Genomic DNA, 18,365 nt, shown 5'->3' on the forward strand with positions numbered 1-18,365 from the left:
CTGACGTATTGCCACGGACCATCAGGAAGGGCCACGAACGATGTTTGACGCCGAGTCGGACCGGACAGCCGCGTCCGGTACACCCGTCACCGGCGGGCAGTCCGGCATCTGGCTTGCCCAGCAGATCGAGCCCGACGGCTCGGCCTACAACGTCTCGTTCGTCCTGAAGCTCCGCGGTGACATCGATCTCGATCGCCTGACGGCCGCCGTCCGGCAGGCCACCGAGGAAGCCGAAAGCCTGCACGTCCGGATCGTCGCCGAGAAGGGCGTACCCCACCAGGTCCCCACGCGCTTCCCGGTCGACGTCCCCCACGTCCACCTCAGCGGAGAGCCCGACCCGGAGGACGCGGCGCACCGGTGGATGGAAGCCGCCCGCGACCGCCCCGCCAACCTCGCCGAGGGCCCGCTGTTCGCCCAGGCGCTGCTCCGGCTCGCGGACGACCGCGTCTGGTGGTATCAGCGGTATCACCACATCGTCGTCGACGGTGTCGGTATCGCCGAGATCGCCCGCCGCGCAGGCGACCTCTACACGGGCGAGGACGTAACCCCGGACGACGACAAAGCCCCCGCTTCGGACTGGACGCTCTCCCGGCTGGTCGACGCGGACACCGCCTACCGCGCCTCCGAGCAGTACGCGCAGGACCGCGCGTACTGGCTTGAGCGGATGACCGACCGCCCGGAGCCCGTCCGGCTCGTCGAGCGCGCCTCGGCACCCATGCGGCGGCGCATCCGCCGCACGACAGAACTCCCGGCTCCGGTCGCCGCCCGGCTGCGCACCGCCGCAGCCGACGCGGACGTACGGCTTTCCCGCCTCCTGGTATCAGCCGTGGCCGCCTACCTGCACCGCGCCACCGGCGAACAAGACCTCGTGCTCGGCCTGCCCGTCACCACCCGGCAGGACCCCGCGACCCGGCACATCCCCGGCATGGTGTCCAACATCCTGCCCCTGCGCGTCACCGTCCGCCCGGACATGACCGGAGCCCAACTCCTGGCCGCTGCCCGCACGGCCATCGCCGAGACCGTCACGCACAGCCGCTACCGCGCCGAGGACCTCGCCAGGGAGCTGGGACTGGTCGACGGGGTGCAGGAACTCGTCGGCCCCACGGTCAACATCCTGCCGCGCGACGGGGGTCTGCGCTTCCGGGATCTCGAAGCCGACCTCGTCCCGCTGTGGCTCGGCCCGGTCAGCGACCTGGCGATCACGATCGACGACTTCGACGCCAACCACGGCCTGCGCATCCACTTCGACGCGGAAGCCGATGTGTGCGACGAGTCGACGCTGGCGGAGCACGAGCGGCGCTTCCTCATGCTGCTCCATACGTTCGCCGGGGACCTCTCCCGCCCGGTCGCCCACCTGGAGCTGGTCTCCGACGCGGAACGCGCACAGCTGCTCGGCGAGTTCGGCGTGGCGCCCCGCGAGGTGCCCGAACTGTCCTGGCCGACCGCCTTCGAGCAGCAGGTGCGCCGCACCCCGGACGCCGTCGCCCTCGTGTGCGAGGACCGGGAGCTGACGTACGCGGAGCTCAACGCCGCCGCCAACCGCCTCGCCCGACTTCTGGCCGCCCGGGGCGTGGGCGGCGAGGACGTCGTCGCCGTGGCGCTGCCCCGTTCGCCGGAACTCGTGGTCTGCCTGCTGGCCGTAATGAAGGCCGGAGCGGCGTATCTGCCTCTGGACGCCGACCACCCGCAAGACCGCATTGCGTACATGCTGGACGACGCCGGCGCGCGGATGGTCGTGACCACGCGGGAGCTTTCCGCCGACCTGCCGGGGACGCCCGGTGTCGAGCGGCTGTTGCTCGACGAGCCCTCCGTGGCCGTTGAGTTGCCCACCCTGGACCCCTCCGACCTGGGCCTGACCATCGCCCTGGACCAAGCCGCGTACGTCATCTATACCTCGGGCTCCACTGGCCGCCCCAAGGGCGTCGTGGTCTCGCACGACGGTGTCGACAGCCTCATCGCCACCGCCACCGACCGCATCGGCATCACCGCCGACAGCCGCGTGGTGCAGTTCGCGTCCGTCGGCTTCGACGTGACGGTCTGGGACCTGATCATGTCGCTGTGTGTCGGCGGCCGGATCATCGTCGTACCGACCGACCGACGGGTCGCAGGCCCCGCCCTCACCGACTACATCGCACGGCACCGCGCCACCCACATGATCCTGCCGCCGTCGCTCGTTTCGGCACTGCCGCAGGACTGTGAACTCCCCGAGGGGGCTGTGCTGATCGTCGGTACCGAGGCGGTCCCCAGCGAGCTGATCGCCCGCTGGTCGGGGCGGCTGCAGGTCGTCGTCGCTTACGGGCTCACCGAGGCGACCGTCAACTCCACCCTGTGGATCGCCGATCCCGACCGGCCCGGCGCCGCGCCCATCGGGGTCCCCGACCCCAACACCCGCGTCTACGTGCTCGACTCGGCCCTCCGCCCGGTCCCGGTCGGAGCCGAGGGCGAGCTCTACGTCGCCGGGCGCGGCCTCGCCCGCGGCTACCTGGGCCGACCGGGGCTCACCTCGGAGCGGTTCGTCGCCGACCCGTTCGGCTCCGAGCCGGGCGCGCGCATGTACCGCACGGGCGACCGGGTGCGCTGGGCCACGGACGGCAACCTCGAGTTCCTCGGCCGGGCGGACGGCCAGATCAAGATCCGCGGCCACCGCATCGAGCCGGGCGAGATCGAGAGCGCCTTCATGGCCTGCCCCGGTATCGCCCAGGCCGCCGTCCTCGTCCGCGAGGACCACCGGAACGTCAAGCGGCTCGTCGCCTACCTCGTTGCCGAAGCCGGTACGGACCCCGACGCCGCGGTGGCTCAGGCGCGCACCCAGATCGCGGACACGCTGCCGGACTACATGGTCCCGTCCGCCCTCGTCCGCCTCGACGGCCCCCTGCCGCTCACCCCGAACGGCAAGCTCGACCGCCGTGCCCTGCCCGAGCCGCAATGGACCGCGATGGCCGGCGACGACCAGCCCACCACCCCCGCCGAGACCGCGCTCGCCGCGCTGTTCGCCCAGGTGCTGGGTCTGCCGTCGGTCGGTGTCCACGACAGCTTCTTCGAGCTGGGCGGTGACAGCATCGTCGCCATTCAGCTCGTGGGCCGCGCCCGGGAGGCCGGGTACTCCATCAGCCCGCGCGAGGTGTTCCGTCACCGTACGGTCGCGGCGCTGGCGCGGCTCGCCGGAGAAAGCGGCACGGGGGGCGCTGCGAAGGGCCGGAGCGGGGACCTGCCCGCTCCCTTCTCGCTCGTCGCGCTCAGCGAGGCCGAGCGTGCCGAGTGCGTCGCGGCTGTCCCAGACCTCGTCGACGCCGTCCCGGCCACGCCGCTCCAGGAGGGCTTCTACTTCCACGCCTCCGTCGACGAGTGCGGCGCCGACGGCTACACCGTGCAGGACACCGTCGACCTCGCCGGTGACGTCGACCCCGAGGCCCTGCGGGCCGCCGTACAGCGCCTCCTCGACCGCCACCCGCTGCTGCGCGCCGCCTTCCACCAGCTCCCGGACGGCAGGATCGTCCAGCTCATCGGCGAGCGGGTCGAACTGCCCTGGCGCTACGCCGACCTGTCCGGTGTGGACGCCGAGCGGCAGGCCGCTGCCGCCGCCGAGGTCGGGCGGGAGGAGTGGGCGGCCGGATTCGACCTGGCCGTGCCGCCCCTGCTGCGGGCCGCGCTGATCCGGTACGGCGCCGAGCGCTCCCAGCTCGTGCTGACACTGCATCACATCGTGGTGGACGGCTGGTCGGTGTTGCTCCTGATGCGTGAGCTGCTGAACGGCTACTGGCCGGGCGACGCAGGGGCGTCGCGGCCGTTGGAGGATCTGGCGTACCGGGCCTACGCGGGCTGGCTTGCCGCCCGCGACACCGAGGGCGCACTGGGTACTTGGCGCGCGGCGCTCGCCGGCTTCGACGGCCCGACCCGGCTGCCTGTGATCGGGGCGGACATGGAGGATCGTCGTACGAGCACGATCACCGTGGAGCTGTCCACTGCTGAGACCGCTGACCTCGCGGCCCGGGCCCGGCGGCTCGGGCTGACGCTGAGCAGCGTGGTCCAGGGCGGTTTCGGCCTGCTGCTCGGCGATGTCGTCGGCTCCCGCGACGTGGTCTTCGGCACCACCGTCTCGGGCCGCCAGGCCCCCGTCGAGGGCGTCCAGACCCTGGTCGGTCTCCTCATCAACACGCTTCCCGCGCGGCTGCGGTGGCGTCCCGAGCAGTCGCTCGTGGACGTCCTCGCGCGCTTCCAGGACGAGCAGGCGGACCTGCTGGACCACCAGCACATGGGACTCGCTCAGATCCAGCGGGCCCTGGCGCATGGCGACCTGTTCGAAGCGCTGGTCGTCGTGGAGAACCTGCCCGACGCGGGCGAGCCATCCGACCCGACCGGACAGGTCCGCATCACCGGCTCGCACATCCGCGACTCCGTCCACTACCCCCTCGCCCTCACCGTCCTGCCCGGCGAACGGCTCCGGCTGCGCCTCGACCACGACCCGGCTCGCCTCGACACGGAGGCGGCCCGCCGGTTCGCCGATCGCCTCAAGGGCCTGCTCGACCAGCTCGTCACCGACCCGCGCCGCCCGGTCGCCCGGCTCGCCACCCTCCCGGCCGACCAGGTGCGCGCCACCCTGGACCGGCTGACCGGTGCCGTCCACGCCCTGCCCGACGACACCGTGCACGCGGCTTTCGCCCGGCAGGCCTACCGCACGCCGGACGCGACCGCACTGGTCCAGGAGAACGGGCGGACCACCACGTACGCCGAACTGGACGCTCGGGCCGAGGCGTTGGCGCACCGGCTGCTCGGCCAGGGTGTGACGCCCGAGTCCGTCGTCGCCGTCGCCGTGCCCCGTTCGGCCGAGACGATCGTCGCCCTGCTCGGCGTCCTCAAGGCGGGCGCGGCCTACCTGCCGGTCGACGTCGACTACCCGGCCGACCGGGTGCGCTACATGCTCGCCGACTCCGGGGCGCGGACCGTCGTCGTCACCGCCGCGGCCCGGACCCGGCTCCCCGAGCTTGAGGGCGTTGCGCACGTGGTGCTCGGCGAGGGGACGGCCGCCGCCCCGGAGGCGACGGTGGGCGTGCCGGTCCACCCGGACAGTGCCGCGTACCTGATGTACACCTCCGGCTCCACGGGCCGCCCCAAGGGCGTGAGCGTGCCCCACCGCGCAGTCGTCGGCCAACTCGTCTGGACCGCTGCGCAGTTCGGCTACGGGCCGGGGGAGCGGGTCCTGCACCAGTACTCGACCAGCTTCGACCCGTCCGTCCTGGAGATCTTCACCCCGCTGCTGACCGGCGGCACCGTCGTGATCGCCCGGCCGGACGGGCACCGGGACCCCGCGTACCTCGTCGAACTCATCCGCCGCGAGCGGGTGACGAGCATCGATCTCGTGCCCTCGCTGTACGGCGCCCTGCTCGCCGAGGACGAGGCAGGACCGTGGTGGACCACCCTGCGCCGCGCCTTCAGCGGCGGCGAGGCTCTGCCCGTCCCGCTGGCCCGGCGCTGGCGGGAGCGTACCGGCGTTCCGCTGTTCAACGTGTACGGCCCCACCGAGGCCGTCATCCAGGTCACGAGCTGGGAGGCCGGTTCCGGCCTCCACGACCGGGGCTCGGTGCCCATCGGGCGATCCGTGTGGAACACCCGCCTGTACGTCCTGGACCGCCACCTCCGCCCCGTCGCGGAGGGCGAGCCGGGCGAGCTGTACATCGCGGGCGCACAGCTGGCCCGCGGCTATCACGGGCGCACCGCGCTGACCGCGGAGCGTTTCGTCGCCGATCCGTTCGGCGGTCCGGGGGAGCGGATGTACCGCACCGGAGACATCGTTCAGTTCGGTGGAGACGGTGTGCTCACCTATCTGGGGCGCACCGACCACCAGGTCAAGATCAGGGGTAACCGGGTGGAGCTCGGGGAAATCGAGGCCCGGCTGCGCGAGGTGCCGGCCGTCGGCGAGGTCGCGGTCGTGGCCCGCGACGACAAACGGGGAGTCAAGCAGCTGGTGGCCTACCTGGTCCCGGCCGCCGACGCGGACCTGGACGTCGAAGCCGTACGGGCCGCACTGAGCGGTGCGCTGCCCGCACCAATGGTGCCCAGTCACTTCGTACGACTGGACGCGCTGCCGCTCACCCCCGGCGGCAAGGTCGACCACAAGGCACTGCCCGCACCCGAGGTGCGCACGCGGCAGAGTCGTACCGCTGCCGTATGCGAGGGCCACGAGCGGCAGTTGTGCGCCATCTTCGCCGAAGTCCTCGGCATCGACACCGTCGAGGCGGACGAGGACTTCTTCGTCCTCGGCGGCGACAGCATCCTGTCGATGGCGGTCTCCAGCCGCGCCCGCAAGGCGGGCCTGGCGGTCACCCCGCGGGACGTCTTCGAGCACCGCACCCCGGCCGCTCTGGCGGCCACCCTCACCGGCACCGGCACGGAGCACAGCGCCCCGGCCGAGGCCGCCGCCTCCGACGGCGTCGGTGACGTGCCGCTGCTGCCGATCGTCCACCAGCTCCGCGAGGACGGCGGCACGATCAACCGCTTCAACCTGTCGATGCTGCTCCAGGCCCCCGCCGACGCCGACACCGAGAAGCTGACCCGGGTCCTCCAGGCGGTCCTCGACCACCACGACGGCCTGCGGCTCACCCTCACGCGCATGGACCTCGGCCCGTCCATACCGGCCCTGTGGTCCGCCCGGACCGCCGCCCCGGGCGCGGTCGACGCCTCCGCGCTGCTCCGCCGCGTCGACGTACGGGACCTCGACGACGCCGCTGTCCGGGCGGCCATCGGCGACGAGTCCGACGCCGCCGCCAACCGCCTGGACCCCGACGGCGGTGTGATGGTGCAGGCGGTGTGGTTCGACGCCGGTACGGACCGTCCCGGACGGTTGCTGCTGGTCGTCCACCACCTGGTGATCGACGGTGTGTCCTGGCGGATCCTCCTCGGCGACCTGGCCGCCGCCTGGGACGCCGTCGTACGGGGTGAGCGGCCCGCCCTGGAACCGGTGCCCACCTCCCTGCGCGGCTTCGCCCGCAAGGTCGCCGAGCAGGCCACCTCACCGCAGCGGCAGGCCGAACTGCCGTACTGGGCCAAGACCCTGGCCCCCGGCGCCGAGCTGCTGCCCACAGCCACCCGCACCGGTACGTCCGGCGCGGCACGGGAACACCTCGTCACCCTGCCCGCCGAGGAGACCCGGGCGCTGCTGACCGCCGTGCCCGCCGCGGCGGGCGCCGACGTCACCGAGGTCCTGCTCGCCGCGCTGCGGCTGGCTGTCACCCGCTGGCGCGCATACGGCGGTTCGGCCCCCGACGGCGACCTGCTGGTCGACCTGGAGCGGCACGGTCGTGACGGCACCGACGCCGACCTGTCGCGCACCGTCGGCTGGTTCACCGGCCTCCACCCCGTACGCCTGCCCGCTGCCGCTGCCGCCGCCGACCCGCTCGACACGCTCAAGCAGGTCAAGGAGTCCGTGCGGTCCGCCCCGGACTCCGGCGCCGGGTACGGCATGCTGCGCTACCTCAACCCGCAGCTCGCCCCGGTGTTCGCCCAACTGTCCACCGCTCAGGTGCTGTTCAACTACTTCGGCCGACTCCCGGCCGAGCAGAGCAGCGACTGGGCGCCGGCCGTCGAGTCGGACGCGCTGCGCCTCGAGCCCGACGCCGACCTTGCCCTGCCGTACCCGCTCCAGGTCAACGCCGTCTGCGCGGACACCCCGCAGGGCCCCGAGCTGCGGGCCACCTGGACCTGGCCGGAGGGCGACGTGCTCACGGCCGAGGACGTGCACGCCCTCGGCCGTGCCTGGGCGGACGCCCTGCGCGAGCTCGTTGCTCGTACCGGGACGCCCGGTGCCGCGCCGTCCCTCACCCCGTCGGACGTGCCGCTGGTCACCCTCAACCAGGCCGACATCGACCGTATCGAGCGGGTCAGCCCGGTGCCGGTCGCCGACATCTGGCCGCTGTCGCCATTGCAGGAAGGCATCTACTTCCACGCCAGCTACGACACCTCGGCCCTCGACGTCTACACCGCGCAGGACACCTTCGACTTCGGCCATCGGCTGGACGCCGACCGGATGCGCGCGGCCTGCGCGGCCCTGCTGCGCCGCCACCCGAGCCTGTGCGCCGGTATCACCAGCGACGGCCTGCCCGAGCCGGTCCAGTTCGTGGCCCGGGCCGCCGACCTGCCCCTGCCGCTCACCGAGGTGGACCTCACCGGCCTGGCCGAGGACGAGCGGCAGGCACGGCTGGCGGAGATATCCGACACCGACCGGCGGCAGCGGTTCGACCTGGCCGCGCCCCCGCTGTTCCGGCTCACCCTGATCCGGCTCACCGACACCACCGACCGGCTGATGCTCAGCCACCACCTCGTCGCGTGGGACGGCTGGTCCCAGTCCCTCTTCCTCGAGGAGCTGCTGGAGCTCTACGCGGCGGCCGGCGACGACAGCGCCCTGCCCGCTCCCGGCAGCTACCGGGACTACCTGAGCTGGCTCGCAGGCCGGGACTTCGACGCGGCCCGCGAGACCTGGCGGCGGGCCCTGGCCGGACTGGACGAGCCGACGCTCGTCGCCCGCGAGCGCGGTGACGAGCCGACCATGCCCCGCCGCCGCACCCTCAGCCTCGGCCGCGCGCTGAGTGACCGGCTGCGCTCGTCGGCCCGTGAACACGGGCTCACCCTCAACGCTGTGCTGTCCGCCGCTTGGGCGCTCGTCCTGTCCGCTGCGGTCGGCCGTGACGACGTGGTGTTCGGCGCCACCGTCGCGGGCCGCCCGGCTGAGGTGCCGGGGGTGGACAGCACGATCGGCATGTTCCTCAACACCGTGCCCCAGCGGATCACCCTCGACCCTGCGGAGCCGGTCGGCGACCTGCTGCGCCGCATCCAGGCGGAGCGGGTTCCCCTGATGGACCACGAGTACCTGGGCCTGGCCGAACTCCAGCGCGGGGGCGGTCACCCGACGCTCTTCGACACGCTGTACGTCCTGCAGAACTTCGCCGACGAGGGCGCCTTCAAACGGCTGACCGAGCGGCACGGCATCACGGGCGTGGGCAGCGTGGACGCGACCCACTACCCGATGACCCTGATCGTCAACCCGGCGGAGACCGTCCAGGCCAAGCTGGAGTACCGGCCCGACCTGGTCGACGACGAGCGGGCCGAGGCCACGCTGGACCGCTTCGGCGCCCTCGTCGAGCGGCTCGTCGGCGACCTGACCACGCGCGTCGGATCCCTGGACCTGCTGCTGCCCGGCGAGCGGGAGTCCCTGACCGCCGAATGGGCCGGCAGCCGCGAGCCCGTGCCCAACGAGACCATCGCCGACATGCTCACGGCCCAGGTCGCCCGCACGCCGGACGCGGTGGCCCTGGTCTTCGGCGAACGCGCGCTGACGTACGCCGAGTTGGACGCGCACATCAACCGGATCGCCCGGCTGCTGCTGGCACGGGGCGCGGGCCCGGAGAAGGTGGTCGCCCTCGCGTTGCCCCGGTCCATCGACATGGTGGCCGCGCTGTTCGCCGTCCTGCGCACGGGCGCCGCCTACCTGCCGCTGGACCTGGACCACCCGGCCGACCGGCTGCGGCTGATGGTCGAGGACACCGGCCCGCTGTGCCTGGTGTCCACCACGGCCGTCGCTCCGACCCTGCGCGCGAAGGACGGTCCCGTCGCGCCCGAACTCCTCCTGGACGACGAGTCCGTGGCCGCCGAACTGGCCGCGCTTGCGGGCAAGGAGATCACCGACGCCGAGCGCCCGGCCTTCGCGCACGACGTAACGGACCGCCTGGAGTACCCGGCGTACGTCATTTACACCTCGGGCTCGACCGGGCGCCCCAAGGGCGTCGTCACCCCGTACCGGGGTCTGACGAACATGCAGCTCAACCACCAGAAGGAGATCTTCGACCCGGCCATCGCCTCGGCAGGTGGGCGGCGGCTGCGCATCGCTCACACCGTGTCCTTCGCCTTCGACATGTCCTGGGAGGAGCTGCTCTGGCTCGTCGAGGGCCACGAGGTGCACGTCTGCGACGAGGAGCTGCGCCGCGACGCCGAGGCCCTGGTGGCCTACTGCGACCGGCACCGCGTCGACGTGGTCAACGTGACCCCGACCTATGCCCAGTTGCTCATCGAGGCGGGCCTGCTCGACCAGGACGACACAGCCGGGAAGCACCGGCCCGCCCTGGTGCTGCTCGGCGGGGAGGCCGTGTCGGACGCGGTGTGGAGCAGGCTGCGCCACACTGAGGGCACTTACGGCTACAACCTGTACGGGCCGACCGAGTACACGATCAACACGCTCGGCGGCTCCACGACGGGCAGCGCCACCCCGACCGTCGGCCTGCCCATCCGCAACACCCGTGCCTACGTGCTCGACGCGATGCTGCGCCCCGTCCCGCCGGGCTGCCCCGGCGAGCTGTACATCGCCGGCACCGGCGTGGCCCGTGGCTACCACGACCGGCCCGGCCTGACCGCCGAGCGGTTCGTCGCCGACCCGTTCGGCGAGCCGGGCGAGCGGATGTACCGCACGGGCGACCTCGTACGGCAGCGGCCGGACGGCCTGCTGGACTTCCTCGGCCGCACCGACGACCAGGTGAAGATCCGCGGCTACCGGATCGAGCTGGGCGAGATCTCCACGGCGCTGTCCTCACATCCGGAGGTGGCCCATGCCGCGGTGGTCGTGAACGAGGCCGCGGACACCAAGCGCCTGGTGGGGTACTTCGTACCGGAGGACGGCACGGAAGCGGGGGAGGATCTGCTCCAGCGCCTGCGCGACCACCTGAAGGCCGGACTGCCCGACTACATGGTCCCTGCCGCGCTGGTCCCCGTATCGACGCTGCCGCTGACCGTCAACGGCAAGCTGGACGTCAAGGCGCTGCCCGCCCCGGACTTCGGCGGCGCGGGCAGCAGCCGCCCGCCGCGCACACCGCAGGAGGAGACGCTCTGCGCACTCTTCGCCGAGGTGCTCGGGCTGCCCGAGGGCAGCGTCGGCATCGACAGCGACTTCTTCGACCTGGGCGGCCACTCCCTGCTGGCCACCCGCCTGGTCAGCCGCGCCCGCACCGCCCTTGACGCCGAACTGGCGATCCGGGACCTGTTCGAGGCGCCGACCGTCGCCGAGCTGGTGGAGCGTGCGGCCCGCTCGGACACCGCCGCCCGCCCCGCGCTGACGGCAGCAGAGCGCCCCGAGGAGCTGCCGCTGTCCCACGCCCAGCAGCGGCTGTGGGTCATCCAGCAGATCGAGTGCACCTCGGCCGCGTACAACTTCCCGCTGGTGATGCGGTTGCGCGGTGCCCTCGACAAGGACGCGTGGCGCAGGGCACTGGCCGATGTGACGGTCCGCCACGAGGCGCTGCGCACGGTCTTCGCCGAGCGCGACGGCCAGGTGTTCCAGCGCGTCCTGCCCGCCGAGCAGGCGCACCCGGTGGTGGAGCACGTCAGCGCCGCCGAGGACGAGGTGCCCGGCGTCGTGGACCGGGTCGTCAACCGGCCGTTCGACCTCGCCGCCGAACTGCCCCTGCGCGCGACAATCGTGGAGCTGGCACCCGACGACCACGTCGTCGTCCTGCTGCTGCACCACATCACCACCGACGAGTGGTCGGACCGACCCTTCCTGCGTGACCTCGCCACCGCCTATGCCGCGCGCCTCGACCCCGGCGAGGCCCCCGACTGGGAGCCGCTGCCCGTCCAGTACGCCGACTACGCCCTGTGGCAGCAACGCCTGCTCGGCGACCTCGCCGACCCGGGCAGCCTGGCCGCCCGGCAGCTGGAGTACTGGCGTACGACGCTGGACGGCGCGCCCGAGGAGCTGGAGCTGCCCGCCGATCGCCCCCGGCCCGCACGTCCGGCGTTCTCCGGCGCCGAGCTGGACATCGAGTTCGACGCCGACGTCCACGAGGGGCTGAAGCGGCTCGCCCGCGAGACCGGCGCCAGCATGTTCATGGTCGTGCACGCGGCCGTCGCCGCCCTGCTGCACCGCATGGGCGCCGGGACGGACATCCCCCTGGGCGCGCCCATCGCCGGGCGGAGCGACGAGGCGCTCGACGATCTGGTCGGCTTCTTCGTCAACACGCTCGTGCTGCGCACGGACCTCGGCGGCGACCCGAGCTTCAGCGACCTGCTGGCCCGGGTCCGGGAGACCGACCTGGCCGCGTTCTCCCACGCGGACGTGCCGTTCGAGTCGGTCGTGGAGAAGCTCAACCCGACCCGGTCCCTCTCCCGCAACCCGCTGTTCCAGGTGATGGTCGGCTACCACGCCCGCACCGGCGAGGGCCTGGAACTGCCCGGACTGGGCGTGGAGTACGTGCCGTTCCGGATCAGCTCCGCCAAGTTCGACCTGGTGTTCAGCTTCACCGAGCAGCTGGCCGCCGACGGCGGCGCGGGCTCCCTTGCCTGCCGTCTGGAGTTCGCGACCGAGCTGTTCGACCACGAGACCGCCGAGCGGATCGGCGACCGGCTGCGCAGGCTCGTCGCCGCCCTGGTGGCCGCACCCGAACGGCCCGTCTCGCAGGCGGAGATCCTCTCGGACGACGAGCGGCGGCAGGTCCTTGAGGGCTTCAACGCCACCGCACGCGAGGTGGACGAGGCATCCCTGCCCGCCCTGTTCGCCCAGCGGCTCGCCGAGCGGCCCGACGCGGTCGCCGTGGTGGAGCGGTCCCGCTCGGTCAGCTACGCCCAGTTGGACGCCCGCTCCAACCGCATCGCCCGGCTCCTCGCCGCACGCGGTGTCGGCGCCGAGAGCGTGGTGGGTGTGGCCGTGCCCCGGTCGGTCGACATGGTCGCCACCGTGCTGGCCGCGCTGAAGCTGGGCGCCGCGTTCCTGCCGCTTGACCTGGCCCACCCGGCCGACCGCCTCGCCTACATGATCGAGGACGCCGGCACCGCGCTGGTCGTCGGTACCGAACCGGTGGCAGGGAAGATCCCAGGCGTGGCAGGCGCACCAGTGGTGTTGCTGGACGCCCCGCAGACGGCCACCGAACTCGACCGGCTGCCCGAATCCCCTGTGGAGGGCGACCCGGTCGCCCTCGACCAGGCCGCGTACGTGATCTACACGTCCGGTTCGACCGGCCGCCCCAAGGGCGTCGTCGTCCCGCACGAGGGCATCTCCAGCCTGGTCGCCACCGCTGTCGACCGTATGGGCCTGCAACGCGACAGCCGGGTGCTGCAGTTCGCGTCCATCGGCTTCGACGTCTTCGTCTTCGAGCTGGCGATGGCCCTGTGCCACGGCGGACGCCTCGTCCTCATCACCGACGAGGCCCGCGTCGCGGGACCGGCGCTCACGGACTTCCTCGCGGACCAGCGGATCACCCACATGATCCTGCCGCCGTCCCTCGTGTCGGCCCTGCCGCCCGGCTGCGAGCTGCCCGAGGGGTCCACCGTCCTGGTCGGCACCGAGACGGTGCCACCGGACCTGTTCGAGCGCTTCGGCAGCACCGCCCACCTGATCTGCGCGTACGGTCTGACCGAGGCGACGGTCAACTCCACGCTGTGGCCCTCCCGGGAGCACGGCGGCCGCCCGGCCGGCCGGGTGCCGATCGGCCGGCCGGACCCCAACACCCGTGCCTACGTCCTGGACGAGCACCTGCGGCCGGTGCCGCCTGGGGTGGTGGGGGAGCTCTACGTCTCCGGCCGCGGCCTCGCCCGCGGCTACCTCGGCAAGACCGCCCTGACCTCGGAGCGGTTCGTCGCGGACCCGTACGGCCCGCCCGGCAGCCGCATGTACCGCACCGGCGACCGCGCCCGGTGGCGGGCGGACGGCAACCTCGACTTCCTCGGCCGGGTCGACACCCAGGTGAAGGTGCGGGGCTTCCGGATCGAGCTGGGCGAGATCGAGGCGGCGCTGACCTCGCACCCGTCGGTGGCCCAGGCCACCGTGGTACCCGACCGCGACGGCGACATCGTCCGCCTGGTCGGCTACGCGGTCCTCGAGTCGGGGGAGCTCGACCCGCTGGAGCTGCGCGCCCATGTGAGCGGGCAGCTGCCCGAGTACATGGTTCCGGCGTTGATCGTGCCGCTGGACGGCCCGCTGCCGCTGACGCCCAACGGCAAGCTGGACCGCAGGGCACTGCCCGCACCGGACTGGTCCGCGATGACCGGGGACGCCCGCCCGGCCACCGAGACACAGGCCCGTCTAGCCGAGCTGTTCTGCGAGATCCTGAAGCTGGACAGCGTCGGCGTGCACGACAACTTCTTCGCACTCGGCGGCCACTCCATGGCCTCCATGCGGCTCCTGGGCCGTATCCGCGCCGAGTTCGACGTCGAACTGAGCATCCGGGACGTCTTCGACGCGCTGACGATCGCCGGTATCGAGGCCAAGCTGGAGGGCGCGGCCAAGGCCCGTCCGGCCCTGCGTCCGGTCGAGCACCGTGCGGAAACGCGGGCGGTGGCCCCGGTCCAGCGCAGGCAGTGGGAGGCGTACCGCCGTAACCCGGGCTTCGACCATGCGCTGGTGCTGCGCTCGCCGGGCGGACTGGACGCGGAAGCGCTGTCGGCGGCGCTGGCGGATGTGGTGACGCGCCACGAACCCCTGCGTACCGCCTTTGAGGAGCGCGAGGGCGCGGTGTTCCGCCGGACCGCGGAGCAACCGATCCTGCGACGGGAGGAGCGCGCGGACCTGGACGCCCGCCTGGCCGAACTGGCCGCCGGGAGACCGGAGCTGGAGCGGGAGGCACCGCTGCGGGCCCACCTGCTGTCAGCTGAGGACGGCGAACATGCGCTGCTGCTGACCACGCACCACCTGGCCGTGGACGAATGGTCCGTGGTGCCGCTTTTCCGTGACCTCACCACGGCGTACGCGGCCCGTACGCAGGGCCGGGCGCCCGAGTGGGAGCCGCTGCCGGTGTCGTACGCGGACTACACGCGCTGGGCGAGCGAGGTGCTGGGTGATCTCGGCAACCCGGAGAGCCGGGGCGCCCAGCAACTGGCGTACTGGCGGCAGACGCTGAAGGACGTACCGTTCCAGCTGGCCCTCCCGGCGGACGGCGGCACACGCCCGTCCTCGCCGGGTAGCGGCCACGTGGGCTTCGTCCTGGACGAGGAGTTGCACGCGGCCGTGGACGACCTGGCCCGGACGACCGGCACCAGCATGTTCATGGTGCTGCACTCGGCCCTGGCGGCGCTGCTCACCGCGCACGGCGTGGGTACCGACCTGCCCATCGGCACGATGGTCGCCGGGCGCACCGACGACCAACTCGCCGACCTGGTGGGCTGCTTCCTCAACACGGTGGTACTGCGCACCGATACGGCGGGTGACCCGACGTTCGCGGAGCTGCTGTCCCGTGTGCGGGAGACCACGTTGAGTGCCCTGGATCGCCAGGAGGTCCCGTTCGAGGAGGTCGTCCGGGCCACCGGCCTGCCGCCGCAGGGCCCCCAGGTCATGGTGATCCACCATGAACAGGCCGACTTCGGGCAGTTGGAGGGCGGCATGGGCTCCTTCCACGCCGTACCGACCGGCTCGGTGCGTGCCGAGCTGACGCTCAGCTTCTACGAGCCGCAGGGCGAGGGCCCGGTGCACTGCGAACTCATCCACTCGACCGCCCTGTTCGGCACCGCGAAGGCCAGGCGCCTGGCCGACGAACTCCAGAACCTGCTGCAGACCGTTGCAGCCGACCCGGAACAGCCGCTGTCGGAGCTGTTCACCGCCATGTCCACAAGGAGTGACGACGCATGACCACCAACCCGTTCGAGGACCCGCAGGGCAGCTTCCTGGTCCTGGTCAACGACGAGAACCAGCACTCACTGTGGCCCTCCTTCGCCGAAGTACCGGCCGGGTGGCGTGCCGTCTTCGGTGAGGACACCCGCGAAGCCTGCCTCGCCTATGTCGAGTCCCACTGGACCGACCTGCGCCCGGCGAGCCTGATCGCCCAGCAGGGCTCATCCGGCAGACAGGTCCTCGCCGCCGTCGGAGAGACGTGGATCGACTCTCCGGCGGCGGCCCTCTGTTAGATGCCTCCATCGGGTCACCCTCGATGCCGTACGTCGGCGTGAGGAACAGCTCAAGGGCGTCGTCCGACTCCCGGTAGAAGCACCCGGCCGCCGTGAGAGTGGCATGCGAGAGCTGTGTCTCCCCGAGACAGGACTCGAGCAGCCCGCCGCCGAGCCGTTTGGTAAGCGCGTTCATCTGGACGTAGTGATTGGCCGGGTTGCTCGGTATGACCGCGTCCCGAACGGCGTCGGCGGCCTCCGCGTCGTACTGGTATCCGGCCGCGTCCGCCGCCTTGCGCAGACCAGCATGCTTGTGCTGGTACGCCTTGTTCATGGAGTCCACGGCGTCGTCCCCGTCCCGGACGAGCCACTGGAGATGGGCAACGTAGTCGACCATCAGGCGCCGATTGGGCGCGGCCTCGTGGGCAAGTCCCTTGCTGTGCAGTGTGACTACGGCGGCGGCCTGTCGGTGCAGGGCGGCCAACAGCCCCCAGCCGACCAGGAAAGGGCGGCGGTCCTCGGGGCAGGAGCGTGGTCCGCGACTCCCCGGACCAGCAGCTTGGTCAGAGCGTCCCGCATGTCCTGCCTCTTGTGCGCCAGAGTTTCCGCGCAGGGACCCGGAGCGCGACCTCAGGCAATGCACGGCACTCTTGCTGCCGGTGCGACGCCCCGACGTCGGCAGCAACTCACCGGAGTCGTTGTTCCACTCCGCTCTACGCCCCCTGCCGGCTGTCCGCCCACGCCGCCCACAGCGTGGCGTACCGCCCGCCCGCCACGGCCAGTTCCTCGTGGGTGCCGTTCTCTACGACCCGGCCCTCGTCGAGGACGACGACGCGGTCGGCGGTCGCGGCCTGGGGCAGGCGGTGCGCCACCATCAGGCCCGTGCGGCCCTCCAGTGCTTTCAGGGCGGCTGCCTCCAGGACGCGGGCGCCGGCGCTGCCTGCGTCGGCGGTGGCCTCGTCCAGGATGGCGATCGGCGGGTCGGCGAGGACGAGGCGGGCCAGTGCCAGCTGCTGGGCCTGGGACACGGTCAGCCGGTGGCCGCCCTCGCCGACGACCGTGGCGAGCCCGTCGGGCAGTGCCTGAGCCCATTCCAGGGCCCCCACCGTCGCCAGGGCCGCCCGCAGTTCCTCATTGGTGGCCTCCGGCCGGGCCAGCCGCAGGTCTTCGGCCAGCGGTCCGGCGAAGACGTGGACCTCCTGGCTGATGAGCGTCACGGCGCGGCGGACGCCCGCGGGGCCGAGCTCCCCGGCGTCGACGCCGCCCAGCGTGATCGTGCCGCCGGACGGCTGGTGGATACCAGCGATCAGCTTGGCGAGGGTGGTCTTGCCGGCTCCGCTCGCCCCCACCAGGGCGACCCGTTCCCCGCTGCCCACCTCCAGGTCGACGTCGCGCAGCACCGGGTGGCCGGACACGTAGTGGTAGGTGAGCGAGGAGACCTTGACCGAGCCGTCCACCGGTACGGCTCGACCGCCGGGCTCCGGTTCGCCGGCGAGGTTCGACACGCCGACCAGGCGGGCGAGGCTGGCGCCCGCCGACTGGGCGTCGTCGAGGAGGAACAGGGCGGCGTTGACCGGGTTGAACAGGCTGTGGAAGTACAGGGCCGCCGCGGTCGCCGTGCCGATGCTCACCGAGCCGCCCTCGACCAGCAGGAAGCCGGTGACCAGCACCCCCGACAGCCCGATGAACTCGGCGAGGTTGAGCCGGGAGAAGAACCCGGTCACCGTGTGAATGCCGCGCAGCGCGAGGTCGACGGCCGACCTCGACCGCTGCTCCAGGACGTCTGCGTGCACGCGGTTGAGCCGGAAGGCGCGTACGGTGCGGACGCCGCCGACGCTGTCGAGGAGCTGGTGCTGGAGCGCTCCGGTGGCCACCCGGTGCTCGGCGTACACGGGCGCGGCCCGGCGCACGTACCAGCGCACGGACAGCACCTGGACCGGCACGGCCAGCAGGACAGCGATCAGGAACCGCCAGTCCAGCACGGCGAGTCCGACGAGCGTCAGGACGATGACGAGCGCGGATCGGGCGAACTCCGGCAGGGCCTGGCGCACCGAGTTCGTAATCACGGAGACGTCGCCGGTGACCCGGGAGACCAGGTCACCGGAACCGGCCGCCTCCACTCGCTCCAGCGGCAGCGCGAGGGCCCGCTCGACGAACCGCTCCCGCAGAGCCGCGAGGACGGTCTCGCCCAGCCGGGCCACGAGCGCGCTGCCGACGGCGGTGGCTGCACCGCTGGCCAGGGCGACCGAGATGAGCAGGACCGTCGGTAGCACCAGGGCATCCGTACCCGCCTGCCCCACCACCAGGTCGACGACGTGCCCGAGCAGGGGAGCCGTCAGCAGGCCGGTGCCGGTGCCGGCGACCAGGACGCCCAGCGCTGTCACCGCCAGGAGGCGGTGGCCGTGCAGCAGGGCGCGGAGTGCGGCCAGGGTCTCGGCGCCGCTGGCGGTCGGCAGTAGCGCGCGGTTCGCTGCGGGACTGGCTTCGCTCATCGTTGTCTGGGTCCGTCCTTCGTCGGG

At 72.5% G+C, this 18,365-nt stretch carries 2 protein-coding genes and 1 pseudogene; 2 read left to right on the forward strand and 1 reads right to left on the reverse strand.

Annotated elements, in window-relative coordinates; all coding sequences use genetic code 11:
* Positions 1 to 40 precede the first annotated feature (40 nt).
* Both H4N64_RS45750 and H4N64_RS32415 read left to right on the forward strand, forming a co-directional pair.
* Positions 41 to 15,592: a non-ribosomal peptide synthetase gene (locus H4N64_RS45750; protein ID WP_186286012.1), complete on the forward strand. Its 15,552-nt coding sequence runs from the start codon at positions 41 to 43 to the stop codon at positions 15,590 to 15,592.
* Positions 15,589 to 15,792, forward strand: a pseudogene (locus tag H4N64_RS32415) (MbtH family protein); the annotation flags it as partial. The gene H4N64_RS45750 and the pseudogene H4N64_RS32415, both read left to right, overlap by 4 nt.
* A 767-nt stretch (positions 15,793 to 16,559) precedes the next feature.
* On the opposite strand, the gene H4N64_RS32420 reads toward H4N64_RS32415, so the two are convergent.
* Positions 16,560 to 18,338, reverse strand: a complete 1,779-nt coding sequence (locus tag H4N64_RS32420) for an ABC transporter ATP-binding protein (protein WP_186286014.1) — start codon at positions 18,336 to 18,338, stop codon at positions 16,560 to 16,562.
* Positions 18,339 to 18,365: the final 27 nt, after the last annotated feature.

It is taken from the genome of Streptomyces cupreus (assembly GCF_014257025.1).
In the GTDB taxonomy this organism is placed as follows: Bacteria; Actinomycetota; Actinomycetes; order Streptomycetales; family Streptomycetaceae; genus Streptomyces; species Streptomyces cupreus.